The organism is Saccharopolyspora sp. NPDC002376 (assembly GCF_053593195.1).
In genome coordinates, this window is record NZ_JBSFBZ010000019.1 from 1 (window position 1) to 15,622 (window position 15,622).

A 15,622-nucleotide genomic window follows, 5' to 3' on the forward strand; every position below is an offset into this window, starting at 1 on the left:
GGCGCCTGGCTGTCCCTGGCCGCCCTGACCCACAACCTGATGCGCGCCGCAGGGACTCTCGCGTCGCGGTTTCACGCCAAAGCCCGCACCGCCACGCTACGCCGGCACCTCGTCACGATCCCGGCCCGCATCGCCCGCTCCGCCCGCCGCATCGTGCTCCACCTCCCCACCGGCTGGGCCTGGGCCGAAGCGTTCACCAGCCTGTTCACCAAAACCCACTCCCCACCGGCTGCGGCCTAACCTGACCACCCCGCCCGAGGGCGCCGACCGGAAACCAGACGTGGACAAGCCGGACCACCAGGCCGGCAGACCCCGCACACCCACCACCAGGATCGTTGATCAACACCCACAGATCTTGATCAACAACCCCACGCCAAAACCAGCTCGGTGGATCCGGGTATAGTCACCCAAAAGACTCACGGTGCCTGAGCAGGCAAAACATCAGGGCTTGCGGAGCTGGTAGACGGTGACGATCGGGGCGCGCAGGACGCGGTCGCGGTCGGCGAAGCCGAGCACCTCGGTCTCCGCGATCACGCCGTCCAGCGCCGGGTCGTCGGTGGGCAGCGTGCCGCCGGCCTCGTGCAGCGCCGGATCGAAGCGGGAACCGTCGGGACTCAGCGAGGACACACCGATAGCGCTCATGCCCTCGGCCAGCCGCTCCACCACACCCGTGCTCCGGGCTCTGTCCAGGGCGTACATGCAGAGCTGGATCAGGGTCGCGCGCTCGGCCAGTGCCTGGTCGAGCGGATCAGCGGTCACGGCAGCGATCATGTCTGTCCCCAACTCCACGTCCGAACTGCCCTCTTCGGTATCGGACGGAGTGGACACCTGCTCGGTTCCACTTTCAGGTGAATTCTTCCGCCGCTGTCGACCCCACATCGCGCTCACCCGGACCGCAGCTGCTGCCAGAGCAGGAAGTACGCCCGATGCACCACGTGCGCGATGCGGCTCTGCGCTGGGGTCGCGCCGAACGAGGAGAACGAGCGCCACCAGTTCGCCCGCTCCAGCGCGTAGTCGGTCAGTTCGTTGCGTGGGCGACCGGCCAGTCCGAGCTGCTCACCGGCGTCGTTGCTGCTGCCGACCCGCATGACCTCCTCGGCCAGGTCCGTCGGCATCGACACCGCACCCGCCGCGACCAGCGTCAACGCCTCCAGCACGCGCAGCTGGTGAGCTTCCGGCTTGGCCAGCAGCACCTCGATCGCGTCGCGCACCCGCTGCCGCTCCCCTGGATCACCGGAGGTGTGCGACAGCGCGGTCACCGACGCCAGCCCGGCCGCGGCCTTGATCCCGTCGGCCCGCGCGCGGAACACCGTGTCCAGCCGGTTCAGCACCGAAGCCAGCCCGGAGGAGTCCAGCAGCCGTCGCCGCAGCGAGCCCGCGGTGATCTCCGGTTCCGCATCGATGGTCTCCAGCGCGCAGCGGATCCCGTAGAGGTCCATCCGCTCCAGCAGGCGGCTGCGAGTACCGGCTGGAACGTCGCACTCCCAGCTGGTGAACAGGTCCGCCGACATCAGCAGCGTTTCGCGCGTCGCCTCGTCGAGCTTCGCCAGCTCACGCAGGGCCTCGGCGTCGTTGGAGGTGAACCCGCCCGACTCCGCGGTCTCGGCGAGCAGCCCGATCACCGGCAGCACGTCGGCGACCTTCGGTTTGAGCAGGTCGGCCTGCTTGCCGGCGAGCAGCGTCGCGGCCTTCCACACGTCGTCGTCGGCGCCGTCGACCGTGCTCGCCTCGATGGTGTCGGCCTTGTTCAGCACCGCGATCGCATTGACGGGCCCGGCCTCGCGGCTGGCCGTGGCAGCGGTGAACGACGCCAGCGCGTGCTCGTCATCAGCGCGAACGCCCTGCGTGACCACGTACAGCACGGCTTCGGCCCCGGCGACGGCGTTGCGCGACACCGGATCCAGATCGTCGCCCTCGTTCTTGCTCGCGCCCAGCAGCTCCTCGGTGCGCGCCACCGAAGCGGCGTCCAGCGAACCGAGGCCCGGGGTGTCGATGACCGTCAGATCCCGCAGGACCGCGTTGGTCAGGTAGGCCTCCAGGTGCGAGACCTCGTCGATGTCCACGCCCAGGTCAGCGGGGATGCCGCCGTCGGCGTCGAAGGGCACCGCCTGCTTGCTGCCGTCCCGGAAGATCACCTCGACGCGGTCCACCGTGCCGTACTGGAAGCGGGTCACCAGCCGGGTGCACTCGCCCACGTCGGTCGGCGCCACCCGGCGTCCGATCAGCGCGTTGACCAGCGTCGACTTGCCGGACTTGATCCGCCCGGCGACGGCCACCTGCAGCGGCGCGGACAACCGGCGCAGCACTTCCGCGAAACCCGCCGCGGTCTGCTCGGACACCTGCGGCTGCAGACCGGTGCACAACCGGGCGACCGCCGCGGACAGCGGGCCGGGTAAGTGCTGCTCGGGTGCGGTGCTCAACGCGGACCTTTCGACGCGGATGTCAACTGCTACATCCTGCCACGCAGCTGTCCCTCGTCGGGGGCGTGCGTACGACCACAGGTGGATGCGAATCGAGCCGCTGGCATGACGTCACCGCAGGTCGGACCGCTCTAGGCTCGGGCGCGTGCGGAAACTGAGCCTGTGGCTGCAGGCGCATCCAGTGGTGGGCGACGGGGCGATCGCCGCCTTCATGCTGCTGCTCTACATCGCGGAGTCGGGCAACGAGGCGGAGAAGAACAACCACCTGACGCTCTGGCTGGCCATCCCGATCGGTCTCGTGCTGACCGCGCCGGTCGCCGTCCGGCGGATCTGGCCAGTCCAGTCGGCCTACGCGGTGCTGCTCGGGGTGGTGCTCCTAGCACTCGGGCGTGAGGACGCGGCCATAGCGACCCTGGTTCCGTGCATGATGATCTACACGCTGGTCGCCTACACGAGCCGCCGCATCGCGGCGCTGTACACGGCGCTGGTCGGTGCGTTGTTCCTGATCCAGCTGTTCACCGGCCTGGAAACGACCGACAATCTGGTGCAGCTGCTCATCGTCCAGCTCCTGTTCCTCGTCATGCTGGGCGGTTTCTGCTGGGTGCTGGGTGAGTTCATCGGCGCCCGCCGCGCCTACCTCGCGGAGGTGGAGCGGCGGCTGCGCAACCTGGAGTTCGAGCGCGACCAGCAGGCCCGTATCGCCGTCGCCGAGGAGCGCAACCGCATCGCGCGGGAGATCCACGACGTCCTGGCGCACTCGGTCAGCGTGATGGTCACGCAGGCCGACGGCGCCAGTTACGCCCTGAGCAAGAAGCCGGAACTCGCTGAGCAGGCGCTGCAGACGATCGGCAGCACTGGCCGGGACGCGCTCAACGAACTGCGCGGACTGCTCGGTGTGCTGCGGAACCCGGACGAGCACAAACCCGGCCGCATCCCGCAGCCCACTGCCGCCAACCTGCACGATCTGGTCGACCGCGTCCTCGGTCTCGGCGTCACGACCTCGCTGGAGCTGACCGGCGACTTCACCACCCTGCCCGCAGGGATCGGCCTCAGCGTCTACCGCATCGTGCAGGAATCCCTGACCAACGTGGTCAAACACGCCGGAACCGGAGCAAAAGCCGAAGTCCGAGCCATCAACGACGGCCAGCAGATCGACATCGAGATCGTCAACATCGGCACGACATCCCTGCCCAGCGGCCTCGCCTCGGGCGGCAACGGCCTGATCGGCATGCGCGAACGAGCAGTGGTCTACGGAGGAACCCTCGAAGCAGGCCCCCGTCCCGAAAGCGGCTGGCGAGTCCACGCCACCATCCCCCTACCCCTCCCCAAGCACGACTGACCCCCCGGAGGCACGCAACTTCAATGGAAATCAGACGTCCAATTTCCAATTGAAATCGCGGAAGTTCTCCACGGCACCCAGAACCTGTCCACAACCACCGGCATGTCGGGCACCGGCACACGTCGGCATGTCGGGCGCCGGACACGCCGTGGGACCACAGTTTCAATTGAAACTGTGATCCGCGGAGCCACCCGGACCGCTGGGCGTGAGGGGCACGGCTACGGTCTGGGGCATGACTCGGGTTTTGCTGGTGGACGACCAGGAGCTCATGCGCATGGGGTTCCGGATGGTGCTCGACGCGCAGGAGGACCTCGAGGTCGTCGGCGAGGCGGGCAACGGCGCGGACGCCGTCGAACTCGCCGCGCAACTGCGCCCGGACGTCGTGCTGATGGACGTGCGGATGCCGGTGCTCGACGGCGTCGAGGCGACCCGCCGGATCGTCGCGGCCGATGGTGCGAAAGTCCTGGTCATGACCACCTTCGACCTCGACGAGTACGCGCTGTCGGCGCTGCGCAGCGGGGCCAGCGGCTTCCTGCTGAAGGACACCCCGCCGGAGAACCTGGTCAGCGCGGTGCGTTCCGTGGCCAGCGGCGACGCGGTGGTGTCGCCGAGCGTCACCAAGCGACTGCTCGACCGGTTCCTGGGTGAGGGTGGCGGCGAGCTGCGCGACGCGTCGGTGCTCGATGCGCTGACCGAGCGGGAGCGCGAGGTGCTGGTGCTGGTCGCGAAGGGCCTGTCCAACACCGAGATCGCGGGCAAGCTGTTCCTGTCCGAGGCCACCGTGAAGACCCACCTCGGCCGCATTCTGTCCAAATTGGACCTCCGGGACCGGGTGCAGGCGGTGGTGCTGGCCTACGAGACCGGTCTGGTCAAACCCGGCGAGGCGTGAACTTCGCCTCCAACCAGCCACAACGCCCGTTCCGGAGGATAGCCTGCCCGGGTGACCGACGCCGCGTGGAAACCCCGACTGATCGCCCTCGACGTCGACGGAACCTTGCTGAACCCGGATACCGGGCAGATCTCGGCAGCCGTCAAAGCCGCTGTGCACCGCGCGATCGACGCCGGCAGCCAGGTCGTCATCTCGACCGGTCGGACCGTGCTCGGCACCGCTCCCGTTCTGGACGAACTCGAGCTGACCAGCGGTTTCGCGCTGTGCTCGAACGGTGCGGTGCTAGTGGACGTGGCCGCCCGGGAAGCGGTGTCGACGGAGACCTTCGAGCTGGAGGCGGTGCTGGCGGAGCTGTCCGACCGGCTGGCGGGTGCGATCTTCGCTGCCGAGAACCTCGGTGTCGGCAACCGGGTGACCGCTGAATTCCCGCCGCGCCAGCTGGAAGGCGAGCAACTGCTGACCACAGTGGACGAAATGGCCGCGCTCCGGGTGCCGCGCCTGATCGCCAGCTGGATCGGCCGCAGCCCCGCCGAACTCGCCGAACGGCTCTCCGGCGTCGAACTGCCGTCGTGCACCTTCACGTTGGACCACTACGAACCGTGGGTGACCGTGACGCCCCAGGGCGTGTCCAAGGGATCCGCGCTGGAGAAGCTGCGTGCCGAACTGGGCGTGCCCAGAGAGGACACCTTCGCCGCCGGTGACGGGGGCAACGACATCGAGATGCTGCGGTGGGCGGCGCACGGCGTGGCGATGGGCCAGGGCCCGGAGTCGGTCCGCGCGGCGGCCGACGAGGTGGCCGGTCCGGTCGCTGAAGACGGCCTGCCCACCGTCCTCGACCGCTGGTTCCGCTGAACCGGAAAACTCCAAATTTCCCTAAAATTGGGAAGATCTTGATCTTCGACCTGGTCAGCGGGTCATCCTCTGGTCAGGGTGGACTACGACCCGGGTCTGATCCCAAGTCGATACGCCGGTCCGATGCGGGCTCACTCGCCAGCCGGGCAATCTGGACCAAGTGGCCCGGAGAGGGCCGCCCAGCGTTGTCCTCGGCAACAGGAGTGATCATGATCGAGGCGATCGGCCTCACCAAGCGCTACGGTTCGAAAGTCGCGGTGAACGACCTGTCGTTCACGGTGAAGCCCGGCCAGGTCACGGGCTTCCTGGGCCCGAACGGCGCCGGCAAGTCCACCACCATGCGGATGATTCTCGGCCTGGACCGCCCGACCGCGGGCGAAGTCCGCATCGATGGCAAGCGCTACCAGGACCTCAAGAGCCCGCTGCGCACCGTGGGCGCGCTGCTCGACGCGAAGTGGGTGCACCCGAACCGCTCGGCGCGCAGCCACCTGCGCTGGCTGGCCAAATCCAACGGGATTCCGCAGAAGCGGGTCGACGAGGTGCTCGGCATGGTCGGCCTCGAGGAGGCTGCGAACCGCCGCGCCGGGGGCTTCTCGCTCGGCATGTCGCAGCGGCTCGGCATCGCCGGCGCGCTGCTCGGCGACCCCAAGATCCTGCTGTTCGACGAGCCGGTGAACGGCCTGGACCCGGAGGGCATCCACTGGATCCGCCGGTTCATGCAGGGCCTGGCCGCGGAAGGCCGCACCGTCTTCGTTTCCAGCCACCTGCTGTCGGAAATGTCGCTGACGGCTGAAGAACTCGTGGTGATCGGCCGTGGCGAGCTGATCGCGCAGTGCAGCACCCAGCAGTTCGTGGACAACGCCGGTTCGCAGGCCGTGCTCGTGCGTTCGCCGCGCTCTGCCGACTTGCAGCAGCTGATCGCCGCGCAGGGCCTGAGTGCCCGCGCCACCGGCAACGACACGCTCGTGATCGACGACGCCGCGACCGAGCAGATCGGTGAGCTCGCCGCGCAGCACCAGATCGTGCTGCACGAGCTGACCGCGCAGCGCAGCTCGCTGGAAGACGCCTTCATGCAGCTGACCAGCAATTCCGTGGAATACCAGACGAATCTCGGTGCGCCCGCGAACGCGCCGATCGCTCCGGGGGTGGCCCGATGACCCTGCTCGCCGTGGAACGGATCAAGCTCTTCTCCACCCGCTCGGCGTGGTGGTGCTCCGCGCTCGCCCTGGCGCTGACCATCGGATTCGCGGGCCTGTTCGCGTCCCAGCTGGACGACATGTCGGTGCCGATGACGCAGGTCGGCCACCAGTTCGGCCTGATGGTGGTGCTGGTGCTGGCGACGCTGTCGATCACTACCGAGTACCGCTTCGGCACGATCCGTTCGACCTTCCTCGCGGTGCCGAACCGCACCGCCGCGCTGGTCGCCAAGACGGTGCTGGTCGCGCTGGTGGCGCTGGTGCTCGGCGAGATCGCGGCGTTCGGTTCGTGGGGTGTGTCGAATCTGCTGGCACCCGGCTCGGATCTGGCTCTGACCACTGCGGACGACTGGCGGATGGTCGCCGGCGTCGGGCTGGTGTTCGCGCTCGGCGCGGTGCTGGCGGTCGCCGTCGGCGCGCTGCTGCGGCAGACCGCCGGTGCGGTGACGCTGCTGCTGATCTGGTCGCTGCTGCTGGAGAGCCTGGTCGGCCTGATCCCGAAGGTCGGCAAGGACATCCAGACGTGGATGCCGTTCAACCACGCCAGCAACTTCCTGGCTGGTGGCGGCGACATGGACGGAATGCCGCTGGGGCCGTGGGGCTCGCTCGGGTACTTCGCGGGCGTCGTGCTCGCGATCTGGGTGATCGCGTTGGTCGTCGTGCGACGCAGGGACGCCTGACCAGCACTGATCGATCTTGGTGGAACCCACCATGATCAACTCTGGAAATGCCCAGCTGGGCGGCGGATAGCAAAACGTTACCCAGCCCGGCCGAGAGTCTGATCACGTCGACCGATAAGATCGAGGGCAAGATCGAGCCGCTGCCGTCGCCCACGCGACGTGCAAGATCGCCGCGCTCCGGAGTGTCCCCAATGGACATTTCTGCGGGGTCCGGCGATGGCGCGGCTGGTGAGCACAAGTGAAATCGACCGACTGCAGCAGCGCTCGGGGGCGCCGGCGGTCGGGACGGGGGAGGGCCCGGGCTGTCATTCGGGGGATGGCCCGGGCCCTGTGCTTTCTTCTTGGATTTTCAGCGGCTGATTTGCGTGGCGGTGCCGGTGGCGGAACCTCAGCGCCCGCCTGGACTGCGGGTGTCCAACTTGATGTATGCCAATACACGGCAGTTGGGCCGTCCTCGCCAGGACGAACGCTGAAAGTCCAAGACCCAGGCCGGTGGCCAGAAGCGGAAGTCCCTGGCAGGTTGTCTGGTGGTTAGACGTTGGGGCGGACTACTAGGACTGGGCAGGCTGCGTGGCGGACGCATTGCTCGGCTACTGAGCCGAGCATTAGGCCTGCGAAGCCTCCTCGGCCTCTGTGGCCTACGACCAGGAGGTCTGCTCCTCTTGAGGCGGAGAGCAGGGCTTGAGGGGATGGGGAGTGGACGATGTGGAACTCCACTCGGAGGTCGCTGTGGTCGCCGAGCTTCTCGTCCACGAGGCGTTCGGTGTCCGCTCGGACCGTTTTCTGGAACTCGTCCATGCTCGGCATCACGCTCGGCGGGCAGTCCGCCGGGCGCGGGGCGGTCCGCAGGCTCCAGGCGCGCACCACGTGCAGTGCGGCGTTGCGGCGTCTGGCTTCCCCCGCGGCCAGGACGAGCGCTCGCAGCGAGGACGCGGAGCTGTCGACGCCGACGACGACGCCACCGTCGATCTCGACTCGTTGGATCGTTTGGTCAGCCATCTCTCTCCACCCCAGCGGTTCGAATCTTGTGAATTAAGGCACAGTTGACCACATGTTGTCATTGAACGCGTCCGTTGTGGTAATGCATTGAGTAGGGACTGTCCCGAACCAGCGTTGCTTGGGGCATGAGCTGGTCTAGGGCGAGTTAGCGGCTCGCAACTTTCTCAACAGCAGAAGGGTGGGCCAACGGTGCGATCGAACGAAGGCTCGGTCATCCGGAGCGGTCAGGGGCGTGCGGCGGACGACGTGCAGCTCCAGCCGGTGCCACGACTCGAGTGGTCGCTGGCGACCGAAGCTCACCCACCGGCGCTGGAAGCGGCCAAGCCCGCTTCGCTGCGCCGCAGCTGGATCCACACCGCGCCCGAGCGGCAGGTGCTCGAACTGTTCCGCAAGCTGCACGGCGCCAAGCGGCGGCTGCCCGCGCCGTGGTGGCTACGCGCGCTGGACCGCGGAGAGCTCCCGTCGCGCGAGTCGGCGTTCGCGGTCGAGGACGAGGTGCACGCGGCCCTGCGCTCCCGCCCGGGCTGGGTGTTCGTGCCCTGGGCCGGCGCCGGTGAAGCCGGGTACTGGGAGTACGCGCCATCGGACCGCGCCCCGATGCAGATGCCGACGACCGTGGCCCTCACCGACGAGCACAACGGCTGGTTGAACGTGCTGCCCGCGCACCGCGATCCCGAGCCCGTTGCGATCCCGGTCCGGGGTGTCACCGGGCTGGTGGCGATGCTCGCGCAGATCGAATCGTGGTGACCGGCACCGCGGTGCTTCTACGGGCAGCCGGTTTGCGATACTGAGTCCTCGTGAATGCGTCTGACCAGCAGGTTCCGTTCCGCCGTACCGTCGTGAGCTACGTCCAGCGAGGCGAGCGGATGACGGTGGGCCAGCAGCGCGCTTGGGATCGCTACTGGCCCGAGATGGGTACCGAGGTGACCGCGCTGCCGGAAGGCCCGTTGGACGTGACGTCCTGGTTCGGCCGGACGGCGCCGGTGGTGCTGGAGATCGGTTCCGGCATGGGCGAGACGACCTCGCAGTTGGTGGCCGCCCAGCCCGAGTCCAACTACCTGGCCGTCGAGGTCTACAAGCCCGGCCTGGCCCAGCTCATGCTCCGCGCTGAGAAGCTCGAGGTCAGCAACCTCCGGCTGCTGCGCGGCGATGCGATCGTGCTGATGCGCGACCACCTCGAGCCGGGCTCGCTGGACGAGGTCCGCATCTACTTCCCCGACCCGTGGCCGAAGAAGCGCCACCACAAGCGGCGGCTGGTCCAGGCCGAGGCCGTGGCGCTGATCGCCTCGCGGCTCAAGCCGGGCGGTGTGCTGCACCTGGCCACGGACTGGGAGAACTACGCCGAGCAGATGATGGAGGTCTGCCAGGGCGAGTCGCAGCTGCACAACCGCTACGCCGACGAGCCGGACGGCTGGGCGCCGCGACCGGAATGGCGACCGGTCACGAAGTTCGAGAACCGCGCCCACGAAGAGGGCCGGGTCATCCACGACCTGATCTTCGAACGCATCTGATCTGTCGTAGCCCGCTGGCATCCTCCGCTCATCAGAGAAGGAGGACGACGATGGCTCGTCAGCGTGCGCAGTGCCCGGAAGACCTCAACCGGTTCGTCCTGGAGCGACTCAACGCCGGGGACGTGGACGGGTTGGTGGAGCTCTACGAACCCGACGCGGTCCTGGTCACGCCGGCCGGGCCCGCCGTCGGGCACGTGGCGATCCGCGCTACTTACGAGCAGATCGTGGCGGGTTCTCCGCAGTTCGCTCCCGGTGCTGCGCAACCGCCGATCCGCAACGGGGATCTGGCGTTGACCTCGGTGCTGCTGGCCGGTGGCGGTGCCACCGTCGAGGTGGCCCGCCGCCAGCCGGACGGCAGCTGGCGATGGGTCATCGACCAGCCGAACCTGGGTGTCTAGCTCGGGCGCAGTAGCGTGCCGGTCGTGGTGAGCTGGGATGTTCGACCGTCTTCGGCTGCGGATGTCGATGCGGTAGCGGAATTGCGCGCCGTGGTGTTGCGGGCGGATCTGGAGCGGCTCGGGCGGTACGACGAGCAGCGCGTGCGGCAACGGCTGCGCGACGGGTTCGATCCGTCGTGCACCCAGGTGATCGAAGTGGGCGGCACGTTCGCTGGCTGTGTGGCCCTGCGGCCGGCCGACGACGCCCACTGGCTGGAGCACTTCTACCTTGCCCCGCACCTGCAGGGCAGTGGCATCGGCTCGGGAGTGCTGCGCTGGCTGCTGGAGCGGTGCGACCGCGACGGCGCCTTGGTCCGGTTGAACGTGCTGCAGGGCAGTCCGGCCCGACGGCTGTACGAGCGGCACGGGTTCGCCCTCGAATCCGAGGATCCGGTGGACGTGTTCATGGTGCGGACGCCCGCCTGAGCGCCTGTTCTGATCTGCTCTGGTCGGTCGCGCCGTCAGCATTGCCGTTCTGGACGTGAGCGGCTGGCGTTTTCCGGGCCCCGCAACTCGCCTCCGGCGCGAGCATCGGAATCGCCGAATCTGAAGATCAACAGATAACAATTCACTTGATCGAGCGATCAAGTTTGGGTGCCGATTGCTCGAAGGTGCTTACGTCCGGTGGTTTTGGCTGCGATCGTGGCCTGGAAGTTCACCGGAAAGAAGAGTGCCGCTGGAGTGACGAGTAAGCACCGATCGCGACTACGTTTCCGGCCCGTGACGGTTACCCGTGATGAAGTGATCCTGATCCAGCAACGCCCGCTGGAGCCGGTTCTCGACGGTGTGCGCGAGGTCGGCGAGCCCGGCGGCGGTTCACCGGCCGCGTTCGTCCGGGCGGATTCGACCACGGACGTCTCGGCCGCCGAGGATTTCCTACGCGCATTCCACGACGCGCACCCGAAGGCCGGGTCGCTGGCCGAACGGCTCGTCGAAGTGCGCCACTCGATCGCCGAAACCGGCACCTACAAACACACCGGTCCCGAACTCGCCTACGGTGCCCGCGTCGCGCTCCGCGACAGCGGTTGGTGCACCAGCGGAGTTTCGTGGCGCCAGCTGAAGGTCCGCGACCTGCGCGGGCTGTGCAACGCCTCGGCCATCGCCAGCGAGTGCTTCGAACACCTGCGCCTGGCCACCAACGCCGGCCGGATCCAGCCGATGATCACCGTCTTCGCCCCGGACGCTCCGGGCACCTCCGGTCCGCGCATCTGGAACGAACAGGTGGTGCGCTACGCGGGCTACACGATGTCCAGCGGCGGGGTGCTCGGCGACGCCCGCTACAGCGGCTTCACCGCTGAAGTGCAGCGAATGGGCTGGAAACCGCCGAACCAGCGCGGCCGCTTCGACCACCTGCCGCTGGTCGTGGAAACCGCCCACGAAGGCATCAAGCTGGTCACCCTGCCGCGCGATGTGGTTCAGGAAGTTCCGCTGGAGCATCCGGATCACCCGTGGTTCGTGGAGCTGGGACTGCGTTGGCACACCGTTCCGCTGATCAGCAACATGCAGCTGGAGATCGGTGGTATCCGGTACCCGGCCGCGCCGTTCAACACCTGGTTCGTGGGCACCGAGATCGGCACCCGCGGGCTGGCCGACGAGAACGCCTACGGCGTCACCAGGCACGTCGCCGAGCGGTTGGGCATGGACACCTCGACCGAACGAACTCTGTGGCGGGACCGGGCAATCGTCGAGATCAACCGGGCCGTGCTGTTCTCGTTCGACTCCGCGCGGGTCACGATCACCGACCACCACAGCGAGGCTCTGCAGCGGCTGGCCTGGTTGCGCTCCGGTCCGCGCACCAGCGCATCCCGGCCGATGTTCAGCGTCAGCAGGGAAGCGAGCCAGCGTGCCCGCCAGGGAGCACTGCGTGACCACCCGTCGCCCGAGCCGAGGCGACCCCGCTACGACGAACTGGCCCGGCTGAACCGGCGTTTCCTGGGTACTGAGCCGTTCGGTGAGTGATCGACTCGTCCGAGCTCCGGTGCGCCGAGAACTGCTCCAGCAGGATCGAGCTGAGCGCCATGAGCAGCAGCACGGCCATCGCGAGGACGGCTCCGATGATGGAGAACGTGGTGGTGAACATTTCGACCCCGACCTTCCTGGCTCTGGCGCTCCGCTCGCTGCGCCCCTTCCCCGTTGACACCACAAGCGTCTCCTTTTCAGGTGGTCTGGCGGATCGGTCAGGTGGTCGGTCCGGGTGGCCGATCGGCCAGTCCTGCGAGCCGCCGGACCGGCCGATCGGCTGGGTGGACTGGGCTGTTCGGTCTCGGCTTCCCGGACTCGGCCTTCTGGAAAGACGTGTGCGGGCACGGCCGTTTCCGACCGTGCCCGCACACCGACCGACCTGCCGCTGGTCTACTCCTCGCTGATGCGCTCCGCGCCGATTCGGCGCAGTATCGGACCGCTGCTGGCGGCCGCGATCACCGCGACGACCATGCCGATCACTACCGGTGCGAACAGCCAGCCGCTGATCACCACCGGGAGTTCTTCGGTGAACAGGCCGAAGATCCCGGCCGCGACCGCGATCCCGGCTGCGCCCGCTCCGATCGTCGCGACGAACGCGGGCAGCGCGGTTTCGGCGCGCAGCGCTCGGCCGAGCATCCGGACTGGGGTGCCTGCGGCGATCAGCGCGGCGAGGGTCCGTCGCCGGTCGATCACCGACGAGGCCGCGGTGATCGCAGCACTGGACCCGGCCAGCAGGGCGGTCAGCCCGAGCCCGATCGCGGTGACCCGCTTGAGGTCGCCGAGAATCGTCTGCTGGTCGTAGAGCCGCAGTTCACGGCTGTTGAAGCTCTCCCCGGGGAGGGCCACTGCGAGCGCCGTGCGCACCTTCTCACGGTCCGCATCGGTTGCCGGGCTGACGGCCAGGGTCGATTCCCCTTGATCGCCGAACCCGGGGACGAGCGCGGGGTCGATCAGCACCGTGGAGTCGAGATCCTGGTCCTGGTTTCCGCCCAGCTGGTGCACCGGGACTCCCTCGGGCAGCGGGACTGTCGGCAGTTCGTCGACGGAGGAGGTGCCCTGCGTCGGGTAGGCCTGGATCCGCATGCCCGAGCTCGGCAGCTCCTGGGCGCCCGGGGTCCGGATCGACGGTGGGCCGGCGCAGTCCCCGACGTCGAGGCGGGTCACCGCGGCGGCATCCCGGCAGTTGATCACGATCCCGAAGACGCTGTCGTTCTCCGACTTCTCCACGACGACCCGCTCAGCGCGCACGACCGTTGCGTCGGCGCCGCTGCTGGCCAACTGGTCCTTGATGCGTTTTTCCTGATCAACGGCTAGCGCTGTCGGGGTGTCCAGGTAGAGGACCGAGTCCTTGAACGAGCGGCCACCGCCGGCGAACCCCTCGAAGCTGGGCAGCAGGGTCAGCGCCATTGTCCCGACAAACACCGCCAGGACGATGCCCGACACCGAGCGGTAGGCGGCCTGCGGATCGCTGCTCAACCGCCTGCCGGCCAGCAGCACCGACGGTTTCCGCCACATCTTGGCGAACAGCGAACCGATCATCCCGGTCAGCCACGGACCGACGACGGACGCGGACAGCAGCACCGCAGCCAGCGAAGCGAGCAGGAGCCCGATGCCGGCGGTCCCGTCGGAGGAGGACAGCCCGATGAGGAAGACGCCGCCCGCAGCGACCAGCGCGAGCAGTCGCCACGCCTTCGGACGCTTCCGCGCGTGGCTCATCGCCGCGCCGATCGGCGTCCGGACCACCCGCCGCAGGCCCAGCACCGCGGCCAGCACGACCAGCGTCGGGATCAGCAGGCCGAGCAGCGCGACGGTGACCGCTGACGGGGTGAAGTCGCTGGCCAGCCAGGTGCCGCCGCCCCACGGGATGTGCATGCCGAGGTAGCGCAGCGGCCAGCTCAGCAGCAGGCCCGCGACGGTGCCGGCCACGGCGGCGACGGCCGTCTCCGCGGTGACCACGCCGATCACCTGACCCGGCGTGGCACCGGCCAACCGCAGCGCGGCCAGTCGGCGTTCCCGGCGTGCGGCGGTCAGGCGTGCGGCCGAGGCGACCAGCACCATGCTGGGGATCGCCAGCACCACGATGCCCACGCCGGCCAGGATTTCCAGCATGATGTCGCCGTTGTCGATCGCCGCCGAGCCGGACAGGGCCGCCTTCTCCGCGTCCAGCGTTCCCGGTGGGTGCCCGACGACGGCGACCAGCTGCTCCGGGAACTTCAGCGAGCTCTCGTCGAGCGTGCCGATCACCTTGCCGGCGAACCTGTCGGCGAGTTCACCGCTCGGGTGCTGCTGAGCCAGTTCGGCCAGCCGCGGCGACAGCAACACCTCGCCAGGACCGGGGTAGTCCGGCACGCCCGTGCCCGGCTCGGCCTTGCCGGAGACGTCCAGCCGCGCGATGGTCTGGTTCTCGAAGAAGTCCCGGCTGGCCATCGTCACGCCGGACTGGTTCGCCGAGCCTTCCTGCCACGCCAAACGCTGCAGCCGGGCCTCGGTGGCGTTCGGCAGCGTCGCTAGGAACAGGATCAACGCGGTGGCCACCGCGACTCCCGCGGCGGTGAGCACTGCGGACAGGCGACTGCGCGAATCAACGCGCAGCACCCGCAGCGCTAGTTGCACCGGATTCATGCGGCCATCACCCCGCCGGCGATGAGTCCGTCGCGGATCTCCACCACCCGGCCGGCCTTGGCGGCCAGGTCGCGGTCGTGCGTCACGATCACCACTGCTGCATTGGTGGCGGCCGCAGCCTCGAAGAGCGCCTGCGTGGTCTCTTCGCCGGTGCGCGTGTCCAGCGCCCCGGTCGGCTCGTCGGCGAAGATCACCTTTGGTCGGTGGGCAAGCGCCCGTGCGATCGCGACCCGCTGAGCCTGGCCGCCGGAGAGTTCACCGGGCAGCCGGTCCTCCAGCCCGCCGAGGCCGAGCCGCCCCAGCCAGTCCCGCGCACCGGCCATGGCCTGCTTTCTGTTGGCCCCGGCCAGCAGCAGCGGCAGCGCGGTGTTCTCGGCCGCGGTCAGCTCGCCGACCAGCATGCCCTGCTGGAACACGAACCCGAACTCGTGGCGGCGCAGCGCGCTGCGCTTGGTCTCGCCGAGCTGGTCGATGCGGTGCCCGTCGAGTAGGACCTCACCGCCGTCCGGGCGCAGGATGCCGGCCATCACGTGCAGCAGCGTGGTCTTGCCCGACCCGGACGGCCCCACGATCGCGACCACTTCACCGGCGCGGAACGAGACGTCCACCCCGGCCAGGGCGCGGTGCGCACCGTAGTTCTTGACCAGCCCCCGTCCCACCAGGAACGGATCGCCGGGCCGTTGCGCGGCCAAGGGAGCCGACATGTCTGCCTCCT

15 protein-coding genes and 1 pseudogene are annotated in these 15,622 nt (G+C 68.7%); 11 read left to right on the forward strand and 5 right to left on the reverse strand.

The window, feature by feature from the left end:
• A pseudogene (locus ACWCO2_RS15180) lies at nucleotides 1-240 on the forward strand (IS1380 family transposase); the annotation flags it as partial.
• A gap of 201 nt (nucleotides 241-441) precedes the next feature.
• Here the strand turns inward: ACWCO2_RS15180 and ACWCO2_RS15185 are convergent.
• Both ACWCO2_RS15185 and ACWCO2_RS15190 read right to left on the reverse strand, forming a co-directional pair.
• Nucleotides 442-771: a nucleotide exchange factor GrpE gene (locus ACWCO2_RS15185; RefSeq protein ID WP_450128425.1), complete on the reverse strand. Its 330-nt coding sequence runs from the start codon at nucleotides 769-771 to the stop codon at nucleotides 442-444.
• Nucleotides 772-884: 113 nt separating this feature from the next.
• Nucleotides 885-2,420, reverse strand: coding sequence for a dynamin family protein (locus tag ACWCO2_RS15190; RefSeq protein ID WP_450128335.1), 1,536 nt, complete (start codon nucleotides 2,418-2,420; stop codon nucleotides 885-887).
• 145 nt (nucleotides 2,421-2,565) lie between these two features.
• Between ACWCO2_RS15190 and ACWCO2_RS15195 the strand changes: the two genes are divergently transcribed.
• From ACWCO2_RS15195 to ACWCO2_RS15215, 5 genes are all read left to right on the forward strand, one after another.
• On the forward strand, nucleotides 2,566-3,759 hold the full coding sequence (locus ACWCO2_RS15195; protein WP_450128336.1) for a sensor histidine kinase: 1,194 nt from the start codon (nucleotides 2,566-2,568) through the stop codon (nucleotides 3,757-3,759).
• 232 nt (nucleotides 3,760-3,991) lie between these two features.
• Nucleotides 3,992-4,648 carry a response regulator gene (locus ACWCO2_RS15200; RefSeq protein ID WP_450128337.1) on the forward strand — a complete coding sequence of 219 codons (657 nt, stop codon included), beginning with the start codon at nucleotides 3,992-3,994 and terminating at the stop codon, nucleotides 4,646-4,648.
• A 51-nt stretch (nucleotides 4,649-4,699) separates the two neighbouring features.
• Entirely contained in the window at nucleotides 4,700-5,500 is an 801-nt protein-coding gene (locus ACWCO2_RS15205; RefSeq protein WP_450128338.1) for an HAD family hydrolase, read from the forward strand.
• Nucleotides 5,501-5,709: 209 nt separating this feature from the next.
• Nucleotides 5,710-6,657: an ABC transporter ATP-binding protein gene (locus ACWCO2_RS15210; protein WP_450128339.1), complete on the forward strand. Its 948-nt coding sequence runs from the start codon at nucleotides 5,710-5,712 to the stop codon at nucleotides 6,655-6,657.
• Nucleotides 6,654-7,376 carry a hypothetical protein gene (locus ACWCO2_RS15215; protein ID WP_450128340.1) on the forward strand — a complete coding sequence of 241 codons (723 nt, stop codon included), beginning with the start codon at nucleotides 6,654-6,656 and terminating at the stop codon, nucleotides 7,374-7,376. The genes ACWCO2_RS15210 and ACWCO2_RS15215 overlap by 4 nt, the downstream gene beginning before the upstream one ends.
• 531 nt (nucleotides 7,377-7,907) lie before the next feature.
• On the opposite strand, the gene ACWCO2_RS15220 is transcribed toward ACWCO2_RS15215, so the two are convergent.
• The gene (locus tag ACWCO2_RS15220; protein ID WP_450128341.1) at nucleotides 7,908-8,375 is read right to left on the reverse strand and encodes a universal stress protein; all 468 of its coding nucleotides are present in this window, start codon (nucleotides 8,373-8,375) and stop codon (nucleotides 7,908-7,910) included.
• 189 nt (nucleotides 8,376-8,564) lie between these two features.
• Between ACWCO2_RS15220 and ACWCO2_RS15225 the strand changes: the two genes are divergently transcribed.
• From ACWCO2_RS15225 to ACWCO2_RS15245, 5 genes are all read left to right on the forward strand, one after another.
• Nucleotides 8,565-9,122: a hypothetical protein gene (locus ACWCO2_RS15225; protein WP_450128342.1), complete on the forward strand. Its 558-nt coding sequence runs from the start codon at nucleotides 8,565-8,567 to the stop codon at nucleotides 9,120-9,122.
• A 119-nt stretch (nucleotides 9,123-9,241) separates the two neighbouring features.
• Complete coding sequence (gene trmB, locus ACWCO2_RS15230) at nucleotides 9,242-9,886, forward strand: tRNA (guanosine(46)-N7)-methyltransferase TrmB (protein WP_450128426.1); 645 nt, start codon at nucleotides 9,242-9,244, stop codon at nucleotides 9,884-9,886.
• A 50-nt stretch (nucleotides 9,887-9,936) separates the two neighbouring features.
• Entirely contained in the window at nucleotides 9,937-10,284 is a 348-nt protein-coding gene (locus ACWCO2_RS15235; RefSeq protein WP_450128343.1) for a YybH family protein, read from the forward strand.
• Nucleotides 10,285-10,311: 27 nt separating this feature from the next.
• Entirely contained in the window at nucleotides 10,312-10,749 is a 438-nt protein-coding gene (locus ACWCO2_RS15240) for a GNAT family N-acetyltransferase (protein ID WP_450128344.1), read from the forward strand.
• A gap of 294 nt (nucleotides 10,750-11,043) precedes the next feature.
• Complete coding sequence (locus ACWCO2_RS15245) at nucleotides 11,044-12,282, forward strand: nitric oxide synthase oxygenase (RefSeq protein ID WP_450128345.1); 1,239 nt, start codon at nucleotides 11,044-11,046, stop codon at nucleotides 12,280-12,282.
• A 393-nt stretch (nucleotides 12,283-12,675) separates the two neighbouring features.
• Here ACWCO2_RS15245 and ACWCO2_RS15250 read toward each other — a convergent pair whose 3' ends face one another.
• Together ACWCO2_RS15250 and ACWCO2_RS15255 are read right to left on the reverse strand one after the other, a co-directional pair.
• Nucleotides 12,676-14,907: an FtsX-like permease family protein gene (locus tag ACWCO2_RS15250; protein ID WP_450128346.1), complete on the reverse strand. Its 2,232-nt coding sequence runs from the start codon at nucleotides 14,905-14,907 to the stop codon at nucleotides 12,676-12,678.
• Nucleotides 14,904-15,611: an ABC transporter ATP-binding protein gene (locus tag ACWCO2_RS15255; RefSeq protein WP_450128347.1), complete on the reverse strand. Its 708-nt coding sequence runs from the start codon at nucleotides 15,609-15,611 to the stop codon at nucleotides 14,904-14,906. The genes ACWCO2_RS15250 and ACWCO2_RS15255 overlap by 4 nt, the downstream gene beginning before the upstream one ends.
• Nucleotides 15,612-15,622: the final 11 nt, after the last annotated feature.